Annotated in this window: 14 protein-coding genes; 1 reads left to right on the top strand and 13 read right to left on the bottom strand. The window is 54.0% G+C overall.

Annotation, left to right across the window (positions count from 1 at the left end; translation table 11 throughout):
- Positions 1-340 precede the first annotated feature (340 nt).
- The 13 genes from FGQ86_RS09200 to FGQ86_RS09255 form a co-directional block, all read right to left on the bottom strand.
- Positions 341-1,435 (bottom strand): helix-turn-helix domain-containing protein, encoded by a 1,095-nt coding sequence (locus tag FGQ86_RS09200; RefSeq protein ID WP_033126151.1) that lies wholly within the window; start codon positions 1,433-1,435, stop codon positions 341-343.
- Between the two features lie 4 nt (positions 1,436-1,439).
- Positions 1,440-1,595 carry a hypothetical protein gene (locus FGQ86_RS16230; protein WP_156111852.1) on the bottom strand — a complete coding sequence of 52 codons (156 nt, stop codon included), beginning with the start codon at positions 1,593-1,595 and terminating at the stop codon, positions 1,440-1,442.
- 85 nt (positions 1,596-1,680) lie between these two features.
- Positions 1,681-2,112 carry a hypothetical protein gene (locus FGQ86_RS09205; RefSeq protein WP_033126150.1) on the bottom strand — a complete coding sequence of 144 codons (432 nt, stop codon included), beginning with the start codon at positions 2,110-2,112 and terminating at the stop codon, positions 1,681-1,683.
- 197 nt (positions 2,113-2,309) lie between these two features.
- Positions 2,310-3,422: a sn-glycerol-3-phosphate ABC transporter ATP-binding protein UgpC gene (ugpC, locus tag FGQ86_RS09210; RefSeq protein ID WP_033126149.1), complete on the bottom strand. Its 1,113-nt coding sequence runs from the start codon at positions 3,420-3,422 to the stop codon at positions 2,310-2,312.
- Positions 3,423-3,591: 169 nt separating this feature from the next.
- Positions 3,592-4,443 carry a 16S rRNA (cytidine(1402)-2'-O)-methyltransferase gene (gene rsmI, locus FGQ86_RS09215; protein ID WP_033126148.1) on the bottom strand — a complete coding sequence of 284 codons (852 nt, stop codon included), beginning with the start codon at positions 4,441-4,443 and terminating at the stop codon, positions 3,592-3,594.
- Between the two features lie 9 nt (positions 4,444-4,452).
- Complete coding sequence (locus FGQ86_RS09220; protein ID WP_138303615.1) at positions 4,453-5,220, bottom strand: tRNA1(Val) (adenine(37)-N6)-methyltransferase; 768 nt, start codon at positions 5,218-5,220, stop codon at positions 4,453-4,455.
- Entirely contained in the window at positions 5,210-6,121 is a 912-nt protein-coding gene (locus FGQ86_RS09225) for a stage 0 sporulation family protein (RefSeq protein WP_033126146.1), read from the bottom strand. Before FGQ86_RS09225 ends, FGQ86_RS09220 begins: the two co-directional genes overlap by 11 nt.
- Before the next feature lie 5 nt (positions 6,122-6,126).
- Positions 6,127-7,116 (bottom strand): DNA polymerase III subunit delta', encoded by a 990-nt coding sequence (gene holB, locus FGQ86_RS09230; RefSeq protein WP_033126145.1) that lies wholly within the window; start codon positions 7,114-7,116, stop codon positions 6,127-6,129.
- Positions 7,103-7,690 (bottom strand): guanylate kinase, encoded by a 588-nt coding sequence (locus FGQ86_RS09235; protein WP_138303617.1) that lies wholly within the window; start codon positions 7,688-7,690, stop codon positions 7,103-7,105. The genes holB and FGQ86_RS09235 overlap by 14 nt, the downstream gene beginning before the upstream one ends.
- Positions 7,683-9,107, bottom strand: a complete 1,425-nt coding sequence (locus FGQ86_RS09240; RefSeq protein ID WP_138303619.1) for an aminotransferase class I/II-fold pyridoxal phosphate-dependent enzyme — start codon at positions 9,105-9,107, stop codon at positions 7,683-7,685. Before FGQ86_RS09240 ends, FGQ86_RS09235 begins: the two co-directional genes overlap by 8 nt.
- Positions 9,108-9,125: 18 nt before the next feature.
- Positions 9,126-10,475 (bottom strand): glucose-6-phosphate isomerase, encoded by a 1,350-nt coding sequence (locus FGQ86_RS09245; RefSeq protein WP_138303621.1) that lies wholly within the window; start codon positions 10,473-10,475, stop codon positions 9,126-9,128.
- Positions 10,476-10,598: 123 nt separating this feature from the next.
- Positions 10,599-11,642, bottom strand: coding sequence for a cell envelope integrity protein TolA (locus FGQ86_RS09250; protein ID WP_033126141.1), 1,044 nt, complete (start codon positions 11,640-11,642; stop codon positions 10,599-10,601).
- A 126-nt stretch (positions 11,643-11,768) separates the two neighbouring features.
- The gene (locus FGQ86_RS09255; protein ID WP_138303623.1) at positions 11,769-12,476 is read right to left on the bottom strand and encodes a 5'-methylthioadenosine/adenosylhomocysteine nucleosidase; all 708 of its coding nucleotides are present in this window, start codon (positions 12,474-12,476) and stop codon (positions 11,769-11,771) included.
- Positions 12,477-12,929: 453 nt separating this feature from the next.
- Here FGQ86_RS09255 and FGQ86_RS16235 point away from each other — a divergent pair.
- Positions 12,930-13,625: hypothetical protein (locus FGQ86_RS16235; RefSeq protein ID WP_171031533.1), on the top strand; the 696-nt coding region annotated here is incomplete at its 3' end.

The following is a 13,625-nucleotide window of genomic DNA, read 5'->3' on the forward strand; positions in this document are numbered from 1 at the left end:
TGGTTAACTATAACGAAAATATTGTAAACTTTCATTATGTTATACTCTGCATACGGAACAACTGTGATACAAGGTGGTAGCCTCCCTATACTCATAAAGCAGAGGGGAGGTGGTGCAGATGGATACATATAAGCGAAAATAAATAAGCCTACCTTGTACTTGGCGGTCAGGTAGGCTTATGCCACATCTTGGAGGCTAACCACTTTCTAGGCGGTTGTTCCTTTTCTATATCTACTATATCACACTAAAATGACAGTTTCAACACCTCAAACACAAGTGGATCAGCCTCCTTCCAGGCAGGGTCCGCGTCCGTTTTGGCCGGCTGTCTCTTTGCAGCGTTTCAGCTTTCCTTCTCCTTCATCGCCCTCATGTGCTTTTCCACCATCAGGGCAATCTTAAATGTCATGGCGTCCTCAAACACCCGGACGTCCAGACCTGTCTTTTTCTGGATCTTCTCAAGACGATACACCAGGGTATTCCGGTGCACATACAGCTTTCTCGCCGTCTCCGAGATGTTCAGATTATTCTCGAAGAAGGTGTAGACCGCCGCCAGCTCCTCCTCCTCAAAGCTCTCCATGGCGTTCCCCTCGAAGACCTCGTCCAGGAACATCTCGCACAGGGAAGCCGGAAGCTGGTGTATGAGCCGGCCTATGCCCAGCACTCTGTAGGACAGCACGCGCCGCTGGGAGTAGAAGATGCGCCCCACCTCCATGGCCATATCCGCCTCCTTGTAGGAGCGGGACACGTCCTTGAGCTCCTCCACAATGGTGCCGTAGGAGACCCGGACACCGACCATGGCCTCCATGCCCAGGGTATCCACGATGACATCCGCCATGTGCTGGATATCCTCGTAGTCCTCTGTGGGCTCCAGGGCCTTCACAAGGATAATATGCCTCTCCTCGACAGAGGTGGCAAAGTCCTTGATGCCGATGGAAAAAAGGCCCTTCAGTGTCTCCAGCACCAGGTTGTCGTCCGCGTTTTTGGGCTCAACCAGGAACACGACCCTCCGCTGCAGCACCGGGATCTTCAGTCTCTTGGCCTGGTTGTAGATGTCCACCAGGAGGAGATTGTCCAGAAGAAGGCTCTGGATAAACCGATTCTTGTCCATTTTATTGCGATTCATGGAGGCCAGGCTCTCCAGATGGCTGAGGCCGAAGCGCCCCGCCATCACTGCTTTGTCGTCTGTCCCGGCCACAGCCAGTACGTAGAAATGCTCTGCGTTTTCCAGCAGGAACAGGCTCTCCTCTCCTGTGGACTCCTCCTTCCCCTGGCTGTTATATTGTTGGATCAGTTCCTCCACATCTGCCTGCCGGGGCCGCGCTTTTACGTTTGTCATGGCCAGGCACTCTGCCTTTTCATTCCATATGGAACAGTCAAAGCCTGATATTCTCTTGATCTCCTGTATCAGTTTCTGTATCGTCTGATTTGGCAGCAACTTGTCACATCCTTTCCGGGCTCTGCTCCCGTCTTTTCCATTCTTTCATCTGGCAGTCAAATACGCTGATTTCCAGATCTGTCTGAAATCTCTCAGCCAGAAAGAGTCCGCCTGCCACAGGCAGCAGAATCAGGGTAAGGTACAAAAGGATTTTCTTCATGCTAATCTCCCTCCACTTTCTCCTCACCTTCGAAACCATCCTACATTATATAGCCGTCGAACAGTGTCGATTTTCCCCTCTGGCGTCAGATTTTTTTCAATTTTTCTTTGATCCGGTCCATTCTCCGGTATATGGCTTTTTCTGTAATACCTATTATAGCAGAAATCTCTCTCGTCTCATAACCGTTTATTTTCAAATACAGGATTTCTTTTCCGACCTGGTCCAGGCCTTTAAGAACACGCTCTGTCCTCTCTGAGAAAAATCGGCTGTCCTCCATATCAAAATACTTCATGACAGCTCTCCTGTAATCCCGCATCCATCCTTCCGCCTCATAGTCCTCCCAGGGAGCCCAGTGCTCCAGGAACCGGCGCTCGGATTTGAAGATATCCCAGTCGTATTCCCGGAGCATCTGTATCTCCTCCTCGTCCATCCCCCACTGACGCAGAACCTTCTCCTCCTCTTCCTTCCGGTTTCTCCACAGCAGCTCCTCCCTGGCCTTATTGTATTCCCATTCCAACGTTGCTCTTTTTATCCCTGTGTGTCCATTATCTCTTTTTAGGTATATGTTAAAAACAATTATACATTATGTCAGAATGATAAACAATTAACAATTCGTTGCATACCGCGGCAGACAGCCAGATGGGAACCAAAAAAAGAGAGACACCCTTCCAGGCATCTCTCTTCCTTTTCACATATTCATTTCAAAGCGTCTGACTAGTTTGTGATCGTCAGCTCTGTCTCTTTGTCAAAGATATGGATCTTCTCAGCATCCAGAGCGAATTTCACTGTGTCGCCGGATCTTGCTGTTGTTCTGGGATCAACTCTTGCTGTCATGCTTGCTCCCTCATAGTCGAAGTAGAGGAGAACCTCTGCGCCGAGCATCTCGTATACACGGATCTTGGCCTCGATCACTGTGTCAGGAGAAGCTTCGATGAACATCTGCTCATCGTGAACATCCTCAGGACGGATACCGAGAACAACTGTCTTTCCATCATAGCCGCCTTCTTTGAGCGCTTTTGCTTTTGCAGGCGGAAGAGCGATTGTATGAGGTCCTGTTACAAGAGAAACTTTGTCTCCCTCAACTTTGCATGTAGCATCGATAAAGTTCATCTGCGGAGATCCGATGAATCCAGCAACGAACATATTGCAAGGATAATCGTACAGTGTCTGCGGTGTATCTACCTGCTGTACAACACCAGCGTTCATAACTACGATTCTTGTACCAAGTGTCATAGCCTCTGTCTGGTCATGTGTTACGTAGATGATGGTTGTGCCCAGTCTCTGGTGCAGCTTGGAGATCTCAACACGCATCTGTCCACGAAGTTTTGCATCCAGGTTGGAGAGAGGCTCGTCCATAAGGAATACCTTCGGGTTACGAACGATCGCACGTCCCATGGCAACACGCTGTCTCTGTCCACCGGAAAGAGCCTTTGGTTTACGATCCAGAAGAGCTTCCAGGTCAAGGATCTTGGCAGCCTCGCGAACCATCTTGTCGATCTGATCTTTCGGAACTTTTCTCAGTTTCAGACCAAATGCCATGTTATCATATACTGTCATATGCGGATACAGAGCGTAGTTCTGGAATACCATTGCGATATCGCGGTCCTTCGGCTCAACGTCGTTTACGACTCTGTCGCCGATCTTCAGCTCGCCGGATGTGATCTCCTCAAGTCCTGCGATCATACGGAGCGTGGTGGATTTTCCACATCCGGAAGGTCCTACAAAGATGATAAATTCTTTATCCTCGATCTCAAGGTTGAAATCTTTTACAGCTTCAAATCCGTTAGGATATGTTTTGTTAATGTGCTTTAATGATAAACTTGCCATTGTTTTGTTCCTCCTGTTAATGGTGCACGGCCGGAGCCGACGTTCTTTATCTGTTACCCAGTATATAAAAAAAGAAGGGATTTCGCCATGCCCAAGTTGAACAATCTTTTTTTTGATTTCTATACAACTTGACCAACGGTCCCTTCTTCTCTTCCGTCATTCTGACAGATCATTCCTCTTCTCTTTGCAGAAGCGCCTGGTAAATCTCCCTCTTGCTGACGCCTCTGTCCTTTGCCACCTTTTTCATGGCCTCTTTCCGCTCCACGCCCTGATCCGTGTAGTATGCCATGTGCTCCTCCAGGGACATCTCCTCCCACTTCTTCTGGGACTGGCGGCGCAGCTCCTCCCGGCTCTTTCCCCGGATAACAAGAACGCACTCTCCCCGGGGCTCCTGGGCTTTGTAGTAAGCGCAGGCCTCCTCCAGGGTGGACCGATAGACGGTCTCGTGCTTTTTGGTCAGCTCCCGGCAGACGGACACCTGCCGGTCTCCCAGCGCTTCCAGAAGCTCCTCCAGCGTCCGCAGGAGGCGATGGGGCGCCTCATAGATCACAATGGTCCTGGTCTCGTCCTTCAGCTCCTCCAGCACGTCCCTTCTCTCCTTTTTGTCGGAGGGGAGGAAAGCCTCAAAGGCAAACCGCCTTGTGGGCAGCCCGGATATGGTCAGGGCAGTCACGCAGGCGGCGGCTCCGGGCACGGCTGTGACCGTGATCCCCGCCTCATGGCACATTTTCACAAGCTCCTCCCCGGGATCCGAGATTCCCGGCGTGCCGGCGTCCGTGATGAGGGCGATATTTTTTCCCTCCAGGAGAAGCGCTGTGAGCTTCTTTCCTTTCTCAATCTTGTTGTATTCGTGGTAGCTGGTCATGGGAGTCCGTATCTCAAAGTGGTTCAGCAGCTTGATGCTGTTGCGGGTGTCCTCCGCGGCTATGAGATCTGCCTCCTTCAGTGTGCGCACGGCCCGGAAGGTCATATCCTCCAGGTTCCCGATGGGGGTGGCGCACAGATACAGTGTTCCTGCCATATTTCTCTCCTAATGTTTCTCCTGTCTGTCCAGACCGTACAGCTTTAACAGCTCGTCTGTGTAGGTTCCGTCTTTGTTGTACACCACCAGGGGCGGCTCCACGGTCATCCTTGGGCTCGCGTCCTTCACTCCCTCCAGGAGCACCATGTTTGGCTCCCTGTCTATGTAGGGGTGGACAAGACGCATCCGCTTCGGCTCGATCCGGTGGCGGCTCATGCCGGCGAGGATCTCGGCCAGCCGGAAGGGGCGGTGCACCATATAAAACCGGCCTTTATTTTCCAGGAGCCTGGCGCTCTCTCTTAGCACGTCCTCCAGGGTGCAGAGCACCTCGTGGCGGGCAATGTACTTGGCCTCGTTGGCATTTTTCAGGCCGTGATCTCCGATCATGTAAGGCGGGTTGACTGTGACTACGTGAAAAGAGGCGGCGCCGAAAAGGGCGGCTGCCTCTCTGATATCTCCCGTGACAATGCGGACCCTGTCCTCCAGGTGGTTGACAAGGACGCTGCGGCGGGCCATGTCCGCGCTCTCCTCCTGAATCTCCAGGCCGGTGTAGGACTCCCCCTCGTTTTTTGCCTCCAGCAGAATGGGGAGGATGCCTGTCCCGGTCCCCAGATCCAGCGCCCGCTCACCCTTTTTTACCTTTGCGAAGGCGGACAGCAGGACCGCGTCCATGCCAAAGCAGAACCGGCCCGGGGACTGGATGATCCGGTACCCCTTGATCTGCAGGTCGTCCAGGCGTTCCCCCGGCTTTAAATCCACTGTACTCTTACTTGTCATCCAGCTTCGACGCTCCGTTCTTCTCCTCCAGTGCCTTCAGCTGCGCCATCTCCTCCCTGGAGATCTTTGTGTCCTTCTTCTTCCGGCGGGGCTTGAAGCGCAGCTCCGCTGCCTTGTACTCCCGGACCTCCTTCTCATCGTTGTCCAGGGTAACGACCACCTTCACCAGCTGGCGCAGCACATTGACGGCCTGCACGTCGCCTTTCAGCTTCTCCGGCGTAGTGACTGTGTCTCCCACCGCCGGCAGACGGCTGTTCAGCTCCTCGTAGTTTTGTTCCTCATTGGTGAGGCAGCACATGAGCCTGCCGCACACGCCCGAAATCTTGCTGGGGTTGAGGGACAAATTCTGCTCCTTGGCCATCTTGATGGACACCGGGGCAAACTCTGTCAGGTATGTATGACAGCACAGCTCCCGGCCGCAGATGCCGATGCCTCCCCGGATCTTAGTCTCGTCCCGCACGCCGATCTGGCGCAGCTCGATCCTTGTGCGGAACACGCTGGCCAGGTCCTTTACCAGCTCCCGGAAGTCGATCCTTCCGTCTGCGGTGAAGTAGAACAGCACTTTATTGTTGTCAAATGTGTACTCCGCATCGATGAGCTTCATCTCCAGCCCGTGCTTGCGGATCTTCTCCTGGCAGATGCTGAAGGCCTCTTTCTCCTTCTCCCGGTTCTTCTCCTCCCGGCGGTAGTCGTCCTTGTTTGCGATGCGGATGACGGATTTGAGAGGCTGGCTGATCCTCTCCTCCTCCACCTCTCGCGGCCCGGTCACAACATTTCCGAACTCCACGCCCCTGGCGGTCTCCACGATCACATTGTCCCCATGGTGGATCTCCAGTTTTCCGGGGGAGAAGAAATAGACCTTCCCCGCCCTGCGAAATCTTACTCCAATCACCTTTGTCATATCTGTCAGTTCTCCTTTATCGTCAGCAGCAAAAGCTCCATGACAAGGTCAAAATTTACATTTGCCTTGAGGCGTGTCTTGGCCTTCTCCAGACTCTCCAGTATCAGCTCAATGCCCTCGTAGGAGCTCTTCTTTGCCCGCTCCTGGATGTAGCTGATCTGGTCTTTGAACACGACCTTGTCCATATCCTTTGTCGCCTTATATAGCAACACGTCCCTGTACCATATCATGATGATGTCCAGGTAGTCGTTGATCTCGAGTTTATAAGTGTTAATCTTCTTGATGGCCTTCGTGATCTCACTGATGTCCATCTCGTTGATGTATTTCAGAAGCTGGACCGCCTCCTCCCGGATCTCGTTAAAGTGATCCGAGCTGGCCAGCATGATCGCCCGCCCCATATTTCCCTGGGCAAAGGCTGTGCACATGTCCGCCTTGTAGTCCGGCACATGCATAGTCTCCATGAGGTACTTGCGGATCAGGGTATCCTTGATGTTACGCAGCTTCAGCATCACGCACCGGGAGGTGATGGTGGGAAGCAGGGCCTCCGCGTTCTCTGTGAGAAGAAAGATCACCGCGTAGGCAGGGGGCTCCTCGATGGTCTTGAGAAGGGCGTTCTGAGCCTGCACGGTCATCAGGTCCGCCTCCGCTATAATGTAGATCTTGTAGGGGCCCTGGTAGGGCTTGATCTGAATGTCCTCGTTGACCTGCCTGCGGATGTCGTCCACGCTGATGGTATTCGGCTTCTCGTGGGTTACCCGGATGATGTCCGGATGGTTCCCACTCTCCGCCTGGTGACAGGAGTGGCATTTATTGCAGGGATCCGGCCCCTGCTCCTCGCACAAGAGCGTAGTGGCAAACAGGTTCGCCAGCATTTTCTTGCCGGAGCCTCTCTCCCCGTTCAGGATATAGGCATGTGACACCTTGTTCTCTGTCACGGCATTGCGTATATAGTTGATAATGTCCTTGTGTCCTACTACGTCTTTAAAGCTTCCCATTGTATATTACCTCTGTGATTTCTTCTAAACAGTGTTCTTTATCTTCGTTGCGGAACCGGCGCCGTATGCCCAGCCGGCGCAGCTTTTCCTCCGAAAAGTCCTCCTCGTCCGCAAGAAAACGGCGGCACAGCTCTTTGTACTTTGGCTGCGCCTGCTGCCTCTCCCTGGCAAGCGCCCGGGAAAGCCGCTCTCCGTCCTCCACTTCTATATAGAGGGGCAGGATGTTCTCCGCCCCGTAGTATTGTACCATTTTTTCGTAGGATTCCAAAGTCCCGATCATGAGATAATTTCCCGTCTCCAGATCGATCTGTCCGTCGTCAGCTGTAAAATATTTCCACACGCCGCAGGCTGTATCGTATGCCCGGAGCTCAATGATGCGGCCCGCCCGCTCCAGCTCCTCTGTCCGCTTCTCGTCTGTGAAGAAATACTCCACCCCGTCTTTCTCCCCCTCCCGGCGGGGCCTTGTAGTGTAGGGCACCACCTGCTTCAGCTCCGGGATGCGGGACAGAAGCTCCTTGAAAATAGTGTCCTTGCCTGATGAACTTTTTCCTATTATGTAGTATATTTTACCCATTTATCCAGACCCTGATGCTTCCTTCTTCTTCCATACCTTCCAGGGAAAATCCCTGGCTTCTGCTTGTGAGCAGCAATTCCACACTCTCCCGGCTGATGCGCTCTCCCGGAACGATGAGCGGAATGCCCGGCGGATAGAGGTAGGCGTACTCTGTGGACACCAGTCCCTCGCTCTCCTCCAGGAGCACTTTTTTCACCTGTCCCTTCACAGGGCTCGTCTCCCGGGCCAACTCCTCCATCCGGGCGCTTGTGCAGACTATCTCATTCCGCGGCAGGCCGCCGGCCTGGCAGGGGACTGCTGCCGCTCTCTCCCTCGCGGATCTGTCAATCTCCTCCAGGGCGTCCCCCAGCCGGCGGAAGCCCTCCTGCGTATCCCCCACGCTTGTCATGGCCAAGGCGTAGGAGCCGGCGGCCATCTCAAGCTGCAGATGATAATCCCTAAGAAGCCACAGATACAGCTCTCTTCCGGTCATGTCCGCCCTGCCTACAGACAGGACCACCTTGGACCGGTCGTAGCGCTCTGTCTGTACAAGGGAGAGCTTTTCCAGATGTCTCAGCCGCTCTCTGAGCCTCTTAAGCTGCTCCACATAGGGGCCAAAGAGCTCCTCCCTCTTCTCCCCCAGCAGATGGATACACCTGTCGATGCCAGCCATGAGCACATAGGAGGGGCTGCTGGACTGGAGCATGTCCAGATAGCGGAAGATCCGCTCCCGATCTGCAAAGGGCCCGTCCACGTGGAGGAGGGCCGTCTGGGTCAGAGCCGGCAGCGTCTTGTGGAGACTGTGGATCACCACGTCCGCCCCCTGTCCCAGGGCGCTCTCCGGAAAATAGGGGTGGAAGCCAAAGTGGGCCCCGTGTGCCTCGTCCACGATCAGGGGAATTCCCCTCTTATGGACATCCCCGACAATGCCCCGGATGTCCGAGACGACGCCGTCATAGGTGGGGGAGACCAGGATCACCGCCTTTACCCTGGAATGTTCATTAAGCGCAGCTTTCACTGCGCTTACAGATATTTCTGTATTCAACTGAATATCCGGTCGGAAACCGGGGTACAGGTACACCGGCTCCAGCTCGTTCATATAGATGGCGTGATACACGGATTTGTGACAGTTCCGGCCCACCAGCACCTGATCTCCCTTCCGGGTGCACCCCAGGATGGCGCTTAATATCCCCGCTGTGCTTCCGTTCACGAGAAATCTCGTCTCGCCGGTCCCGTAGATCCGGGAGGCCTTCTCCTGCGCTTCCTTCAGGATCCCGTCCGGGTGGTGGAGGTCGTCAAATCCCTCGATCTCAGTGATGTCGATCCCGTAGGGAAGATCACTGCCGAAGCGCGCTGTGTTCCGCTTGTGCCCCGGCATGTGAAACCCGTAATAGTCAGAAACGCTGTATCTTTGCAGTCTGTCGTAAAGTTCAGTCATCTGATAGCCTCGTATAGCTTACAATCTCTTCAGCAGCTCTTCTCTCTCTTTTTCATAGCCCGGCTTTCCGAGGAGAGCGAACATGTTTGACTTGTAGCTCTCAACGCCCGGCTGGTTGAACGGATTGACGCCGGATACATAACCGCTGACGCCGCAGGCAAACTCGAAGAAGTAGAAGAGCTCACCCAGATAAAATTCATTCTGCTCCGGAATGTTCACCATCAGGTTCGGCACATGGCCATCTGTGTGGGCCAGGACTGTTCCGTTCATGGCGCTCTTGTTTACAAAGTCCATGCTCTTTCCCGCCAGGTAGTTCAGGCCGTCCAGATCCACCGGCTCCTCGTTAATGAGGATTTCCTCTCTGGATGTCTCCACATTCAGGACTGTCTCATACATGATGCGGCTGCCGTCCTGGATGAACTGGCCCATGGAGTGGAGGTCTGTAGTAAGATCCACGGATGCCGGGAAGATACCCTTCTGGTCTTTTCCCTCGCTCTCGCCGTAGAGCTGCTTCCACCACTCAGATACATAGTGAAGGCTCGGCTCGTAGTTCGCCAGCACCTCTACGGATTTGCCCTTTCTGTGAAGGATGTTGCGGACAGCCGCGTACTGCAGGGCGTCATTTTCCTCAAATGGCTTGTTCAGCGCCAGCTCTCTTCCTGCCGCTGCGCCCTCCATCAGCTTCTCGATGTCTGCGCCGCTGACTGCGATGGGCAGAAGTCCCACAGCTGTCAGAACGGAGAAGCGTCCTCCTACATCGTCCGGCACAACGAAGGACTCGTAGCCCTCCTCTGTAGCCAGGTTCTTCAGGGCTCCCCTTGCCTTGTCCGTGGTGGCGTAAATCCTCTTGGCCGCTTCCTCTTTGCCGTATTTCTTCTCCAGCATCTCCTTGAACACGCGGAAGGCGATGGCCGGCTCTGTGGTCGTTCCGGACTTGGAGATGATATTTACGGAGAAATCTCTGTCGCCGATCACGTCGATGAGCCCCTTCAGATAGGTGCTGCTGATGCTGTTTCCTGCATAGTAGATCTCCGGTGTCTTGCGGATCTCTTTGGATACATTGTTGTAGAAGCCGTGGCGCAGGAACTCGATGGCAGCTCTTGCTCCCAGGTAGGAGCCGCCGATACCGATGACGATCAGTACCTCGGAGTCGCTCTGAATCTTCTCTGCCGCCTTCTGGATGCGCACGAACTCTTCTTTATCGTAATCTACAGGGAGATTTACCCAGCCAATATAGTCGTTGCCGGCTCCTGTTCCGCTCACCAGGACGTCCTTGGCGTTTCCTACGATCTCTTTCATGGAGTCTATTTCATGCTCTTTGATAAATGTCATTGCCTTTGAATAGTCGAATGTAACTTTACTGCTCATGGTAAACCCTTCTTTCTCTCTTCGTTATTGTATACTTATGATACACGATACAGCTCTTAGGCAAGGCAGACAGGCCCGCTTCAGCTCATATCAAGTCTATTTTACCAGTATTACCCTTTATAATCAAGCCAAAAACTCCTCCAGTATCTCCCGGATGCGGACCTCCTTTGAGACCTCGTCCTCCTCTTTTCCGGTCCTCGTCCGGGCCGCTTTTGTCTCCCTTACAGGCCTGTCCTTTCCGCTCTGGCGTTTTTTCGCGTCAGCAGCCAGCTCTCTGGAGGCTTCCTCCTGGAAGCGCAGCCGCTGCTCTCTCTGCTCCTGAGCCGGCTCCCGGGCGGCTGTCTCCCGGACTGCTTCCTGTGCAGCTTTCTGAACCGGCTCCCAGGCCGGCTCCCTGCCTTCTGCCGCCTGCGCCTTCTCTTCCTGCGCCTCCCGCAGGTTCTGTGGCTGACCCATCTCTGACTGGCGCATTTCCGGCTGATGCATCTCCGGCCGGCTCATCTCCGGCTGGCGGATTTCAGGCTGCGGGCCCTCTGCCGGCTGCAGGATCTCCGGCTGGATCTCCCGTGCCGGCTGGATCTCCTCAGACCGGGAATTTGTGTCCGGCGGAGCCATGGCCTTCCACTCTTCCTTCACTCTGTCCGCCTGCGCCTTCTCATACCGGTGTGCGCAGACATTTTCCAGATAATCCACCATATAGTTTCTGATGACTCCAAGCTGGTACTTCTCATCGCTTGTGAGCTGGAACAGGAAGAGAAGAATGGCTCCTCCCGCTCCCGCCGCGCCGTACTGGATCACCTGGTCCGCCATGCCCCGGGACGCGTACCAGGCACCCGCGCCGGCCAGTCCAAACAGAAGGCACAGCCACACGCCCGCCTTCTCCAGGCGTCTCCAGGTGTGAAGCCTGAGCCCTCCGGCCCGGTATTCATGCAGATATTTTTCCACAAACACCTCCACGTTCTGAACCCGGTCGCTCACCATGCAGGCATGTTCAAATTTTGCCTTCACCAAGCGAACCAGGGGATGTCCGCTCTTATTCATACTGCCGGCCGCCCGGACCAGTCTCTTCAGAGAAATGCCGGCCGCAATCTTGCTGATCACCCCCACAGCCGCGGCTATCCCCATAAGGATAACCATAATATGTCTGTCCAATACCACTTCTAACATGATCTAACCCTCCTTCTTTGATTTGATTATACTCAAATCCGGAAGGGAAACCAGAAAAACCGTTCTACAGTTTCTGCCCGGAAACAGGGGATTTCCGGCGCTTTCTGGCGAGCTGTGCCGCTGCTTTTACAGACCCTTTTCCGGCAGTTTCAAAAGAAGGGCCTTCACAAGCCTTACGCTGTGGGCGATAGCCTGTTTTTCAAAGACCGGATAGTCTACAGAGGCGCTGTTGTCGGCTTTGTCAGAAATCGCTCGGATAATGACATACGAAATTCCGTTCAGGTAGGCGGCGTGGGCAATGCCCGCTCCCTCCATCTCCGTGCACAGGGGATCGAAATTGCGCTTGATCCTCTCCTTGTCCTTGGCGTCTGAGATAAACTGGTCGCCTGACACTACCCTTCCCGTAAATGTGTGGATGTCCGGGTTTGCCTCCTGGTTGGCCTCTTTTGCCAGCTCTACCAGGCGGGGATCCGCCTCAAAGGAAAACACGTCCATCCTTGGGATCTGTCCCACCGGGTCGCCGAACTTGGAGGCGTCCATGTCGTGGTACAGGGAGTCCGTGGAGATCACTATATCCCCAATGTCAATGCGGGCGTCAAGGGAACCGGCGATGCCTGTGTTGATCAGCGCGTCCACGCCGAACTCGGAGGCCAGTATCTGGGCGCACAGAGCCGCGTTGACCTTGCCGATGCCGCTGCGCACCACCACCACATTCCGGCCGCAGAGAACGCCCTTCACAAAGGTCATACCCGCGATCTCCTTTATCTCCTCCGTCTGCATTTCCTCCTTTAAGGCGGAGACCTCCTCCTCCATTGCTCCTATAATTCCAATCATTTTGCTCATCCTTTCTACCTTATAATAATCATGTCTGATCATCCTTTTTAATGCCCTTTCATTATAGCGTGGGAGAAGGTGGTTTGCAATCAGGGTTGTGACTGGATAGGATCAGAGTGTCGCGACCAGGTGGCTCAGGGCGTTGCGGCCGGGATTTCAAATGGTTGCTATAATTGCAGGGGAAGGTATTGCTTTTCTCCGTCTCCCATGGTATCGTAGACAGTACAGATAGCAGCCGCACAGCGCTGTTTTCCTGTCAATCAAGATCATCTGCCGCACATTTCAGCTGCAGATATTTTCTAGCTGCATTTATCTGAATATCTCAGTCCGCATCGGACAGATATCCAACGAATATTTTGTACATTTACGATAAAATAAAGGCAATCTGCTATCTGGTATGGTATGATAAGGATATGAAAACAGTTCCTGTGCCGCCGGAAACGGAGGGACATATTGCAGGAAGCAAACAAACTGAACACGGATCTTTCTCATCTTGAGGATCTGGCTTTCAAGTCCGCCGCGGACTACTTTGGCGATGAGCTGATCCACTGGCTGGGTATCCCGGAGAAGGCCGTCCGGTCAGCGCCCACGGAAATAGTGGAGCTGGAGACCCGACACATGTACCAGGATTTTCTCTACGAGATGGAAAACGGTCTCTGGTATCACTTTGAATTTGAGAGCGACTCAGTCTCCGTCAGCGATATGCGGCGGTTCCGGGAGTATGAGGCGTCCGCCTCCCGGCGGCTCGGCGGGCCGGTGATCACCTACGTCATCTGCTCCGACAGGGCCAAAAAGCTCCGGGACAGCATCACAGAGGGGATTAACACGTACCGGGTCCGCCTGATCCGATTAAAGGACGACAACTCAGACCAGCTCTTTTCCCGGCTTGCTGAAAATGGTGCCTCTTCTGTGTCGAGGGAAGACATCATTCCCCTGCTCCTCTCTCCCCTGATGGGAGGCAGTCTCAGACAGAAGAACCGGATCCTGCAGGCCATTCAGCTCCTGCGGGCAGCCGAGAGCTCCTTTGACCCGGAGGAGATCCAGAAGATGGAAGCGATACTCTACGCTTTTGCAGTGAAATTTTTGAAGGACGATGACCTGGAAGCAATAAAGGAGGCGATTGCCATGACAAAACTTGGACAGATGATA

It is taken from the genome of Clostridium sp. BSD2780061688st1 H5, from assembly GCF_005845155.1.
GTDB classification, from domain to species: domain Bacteria; phylum Bacillota; class Clostridia; order Lachnospirales; family Lachnospiraceae; genus Claveliimonas; species Claveliimonas intestinigallinarum.

Coding starts and splice junctions, on each gene's coding strand:
- FGQ86_RS09250 (WP_033126141.1), bottom strand. CDS start 11,642: ATGTTAGAAGTGGTATTGGACAGACATATTATGGTTATCCTTATGGGG.
- rsmI (WP_033126148.1), bottom strand. CDS start 4,443: ATGGCAGGAACACTGTATCTGTGCGCCACCCCCATCGGGAACCTGGAG.
- FGQ86_RS09255 (WP_138303623.1), bottom strand. CDS start 12,476: ATGATTGGAATTATAGGAGCAATGGAGGAGGAGGTCTCCGCCTTAAAG.
- ugpC (WP_033126149.1), bottom strand. CDS start 3,422: ATGGCAAGTTTATCATTAAAGCACATTAACAAAACATATCCTAACGGA.
- FGQ86_RS09240 (WP_138303619.1), bottom strand. CDS start 9,107: ATGACTGAACTTTACGACAGACTGCAAAGATACAGCGTTTCTGACTAT.
- FGQ86_RS09235 (WP_138303617.1), bottom strand. CDS start 7,690: ATGGGTAAAATATACTACATAATAGGAAAAAGTTCATCAGGCAAGGAC.
- FGQ86_RS09220 (WP_138303615.1), bottom strand. CDS start 5,220: ATGACAAGTAAGAGTACAGTGGATTTAAAGCCGGGGGAACGCCTGGAC.
- holB (WP_033126145.1), bottom strand. CDS start 7,116: ATGGGAAGCTTTAAAGACGTAGTAGGACACAAGGACATTATCAACTAT.
- FGQ86_RS16230 (WP_156111852.1), bottom strand. CDS start 1,595: ATGAAGAAAATCCTTTTGTACCTTACCCTGATTCTGCTGCCTGTGGCA.
- FGQ86_RS09245 (WP_138303621.1), bottom strand. CDS start 10,475: ATGAGCAGTAAAGTTACATTCGACTATTCAAAGGCAATGACATTTATC.
- FGQ86_RS09225 (WP_033126146.1), bottom strand. CDS start 6,121: ATGACAAAGGTGATTGGAGTAAGATTTCGCAGGGCGGGGAAGGTCTAT.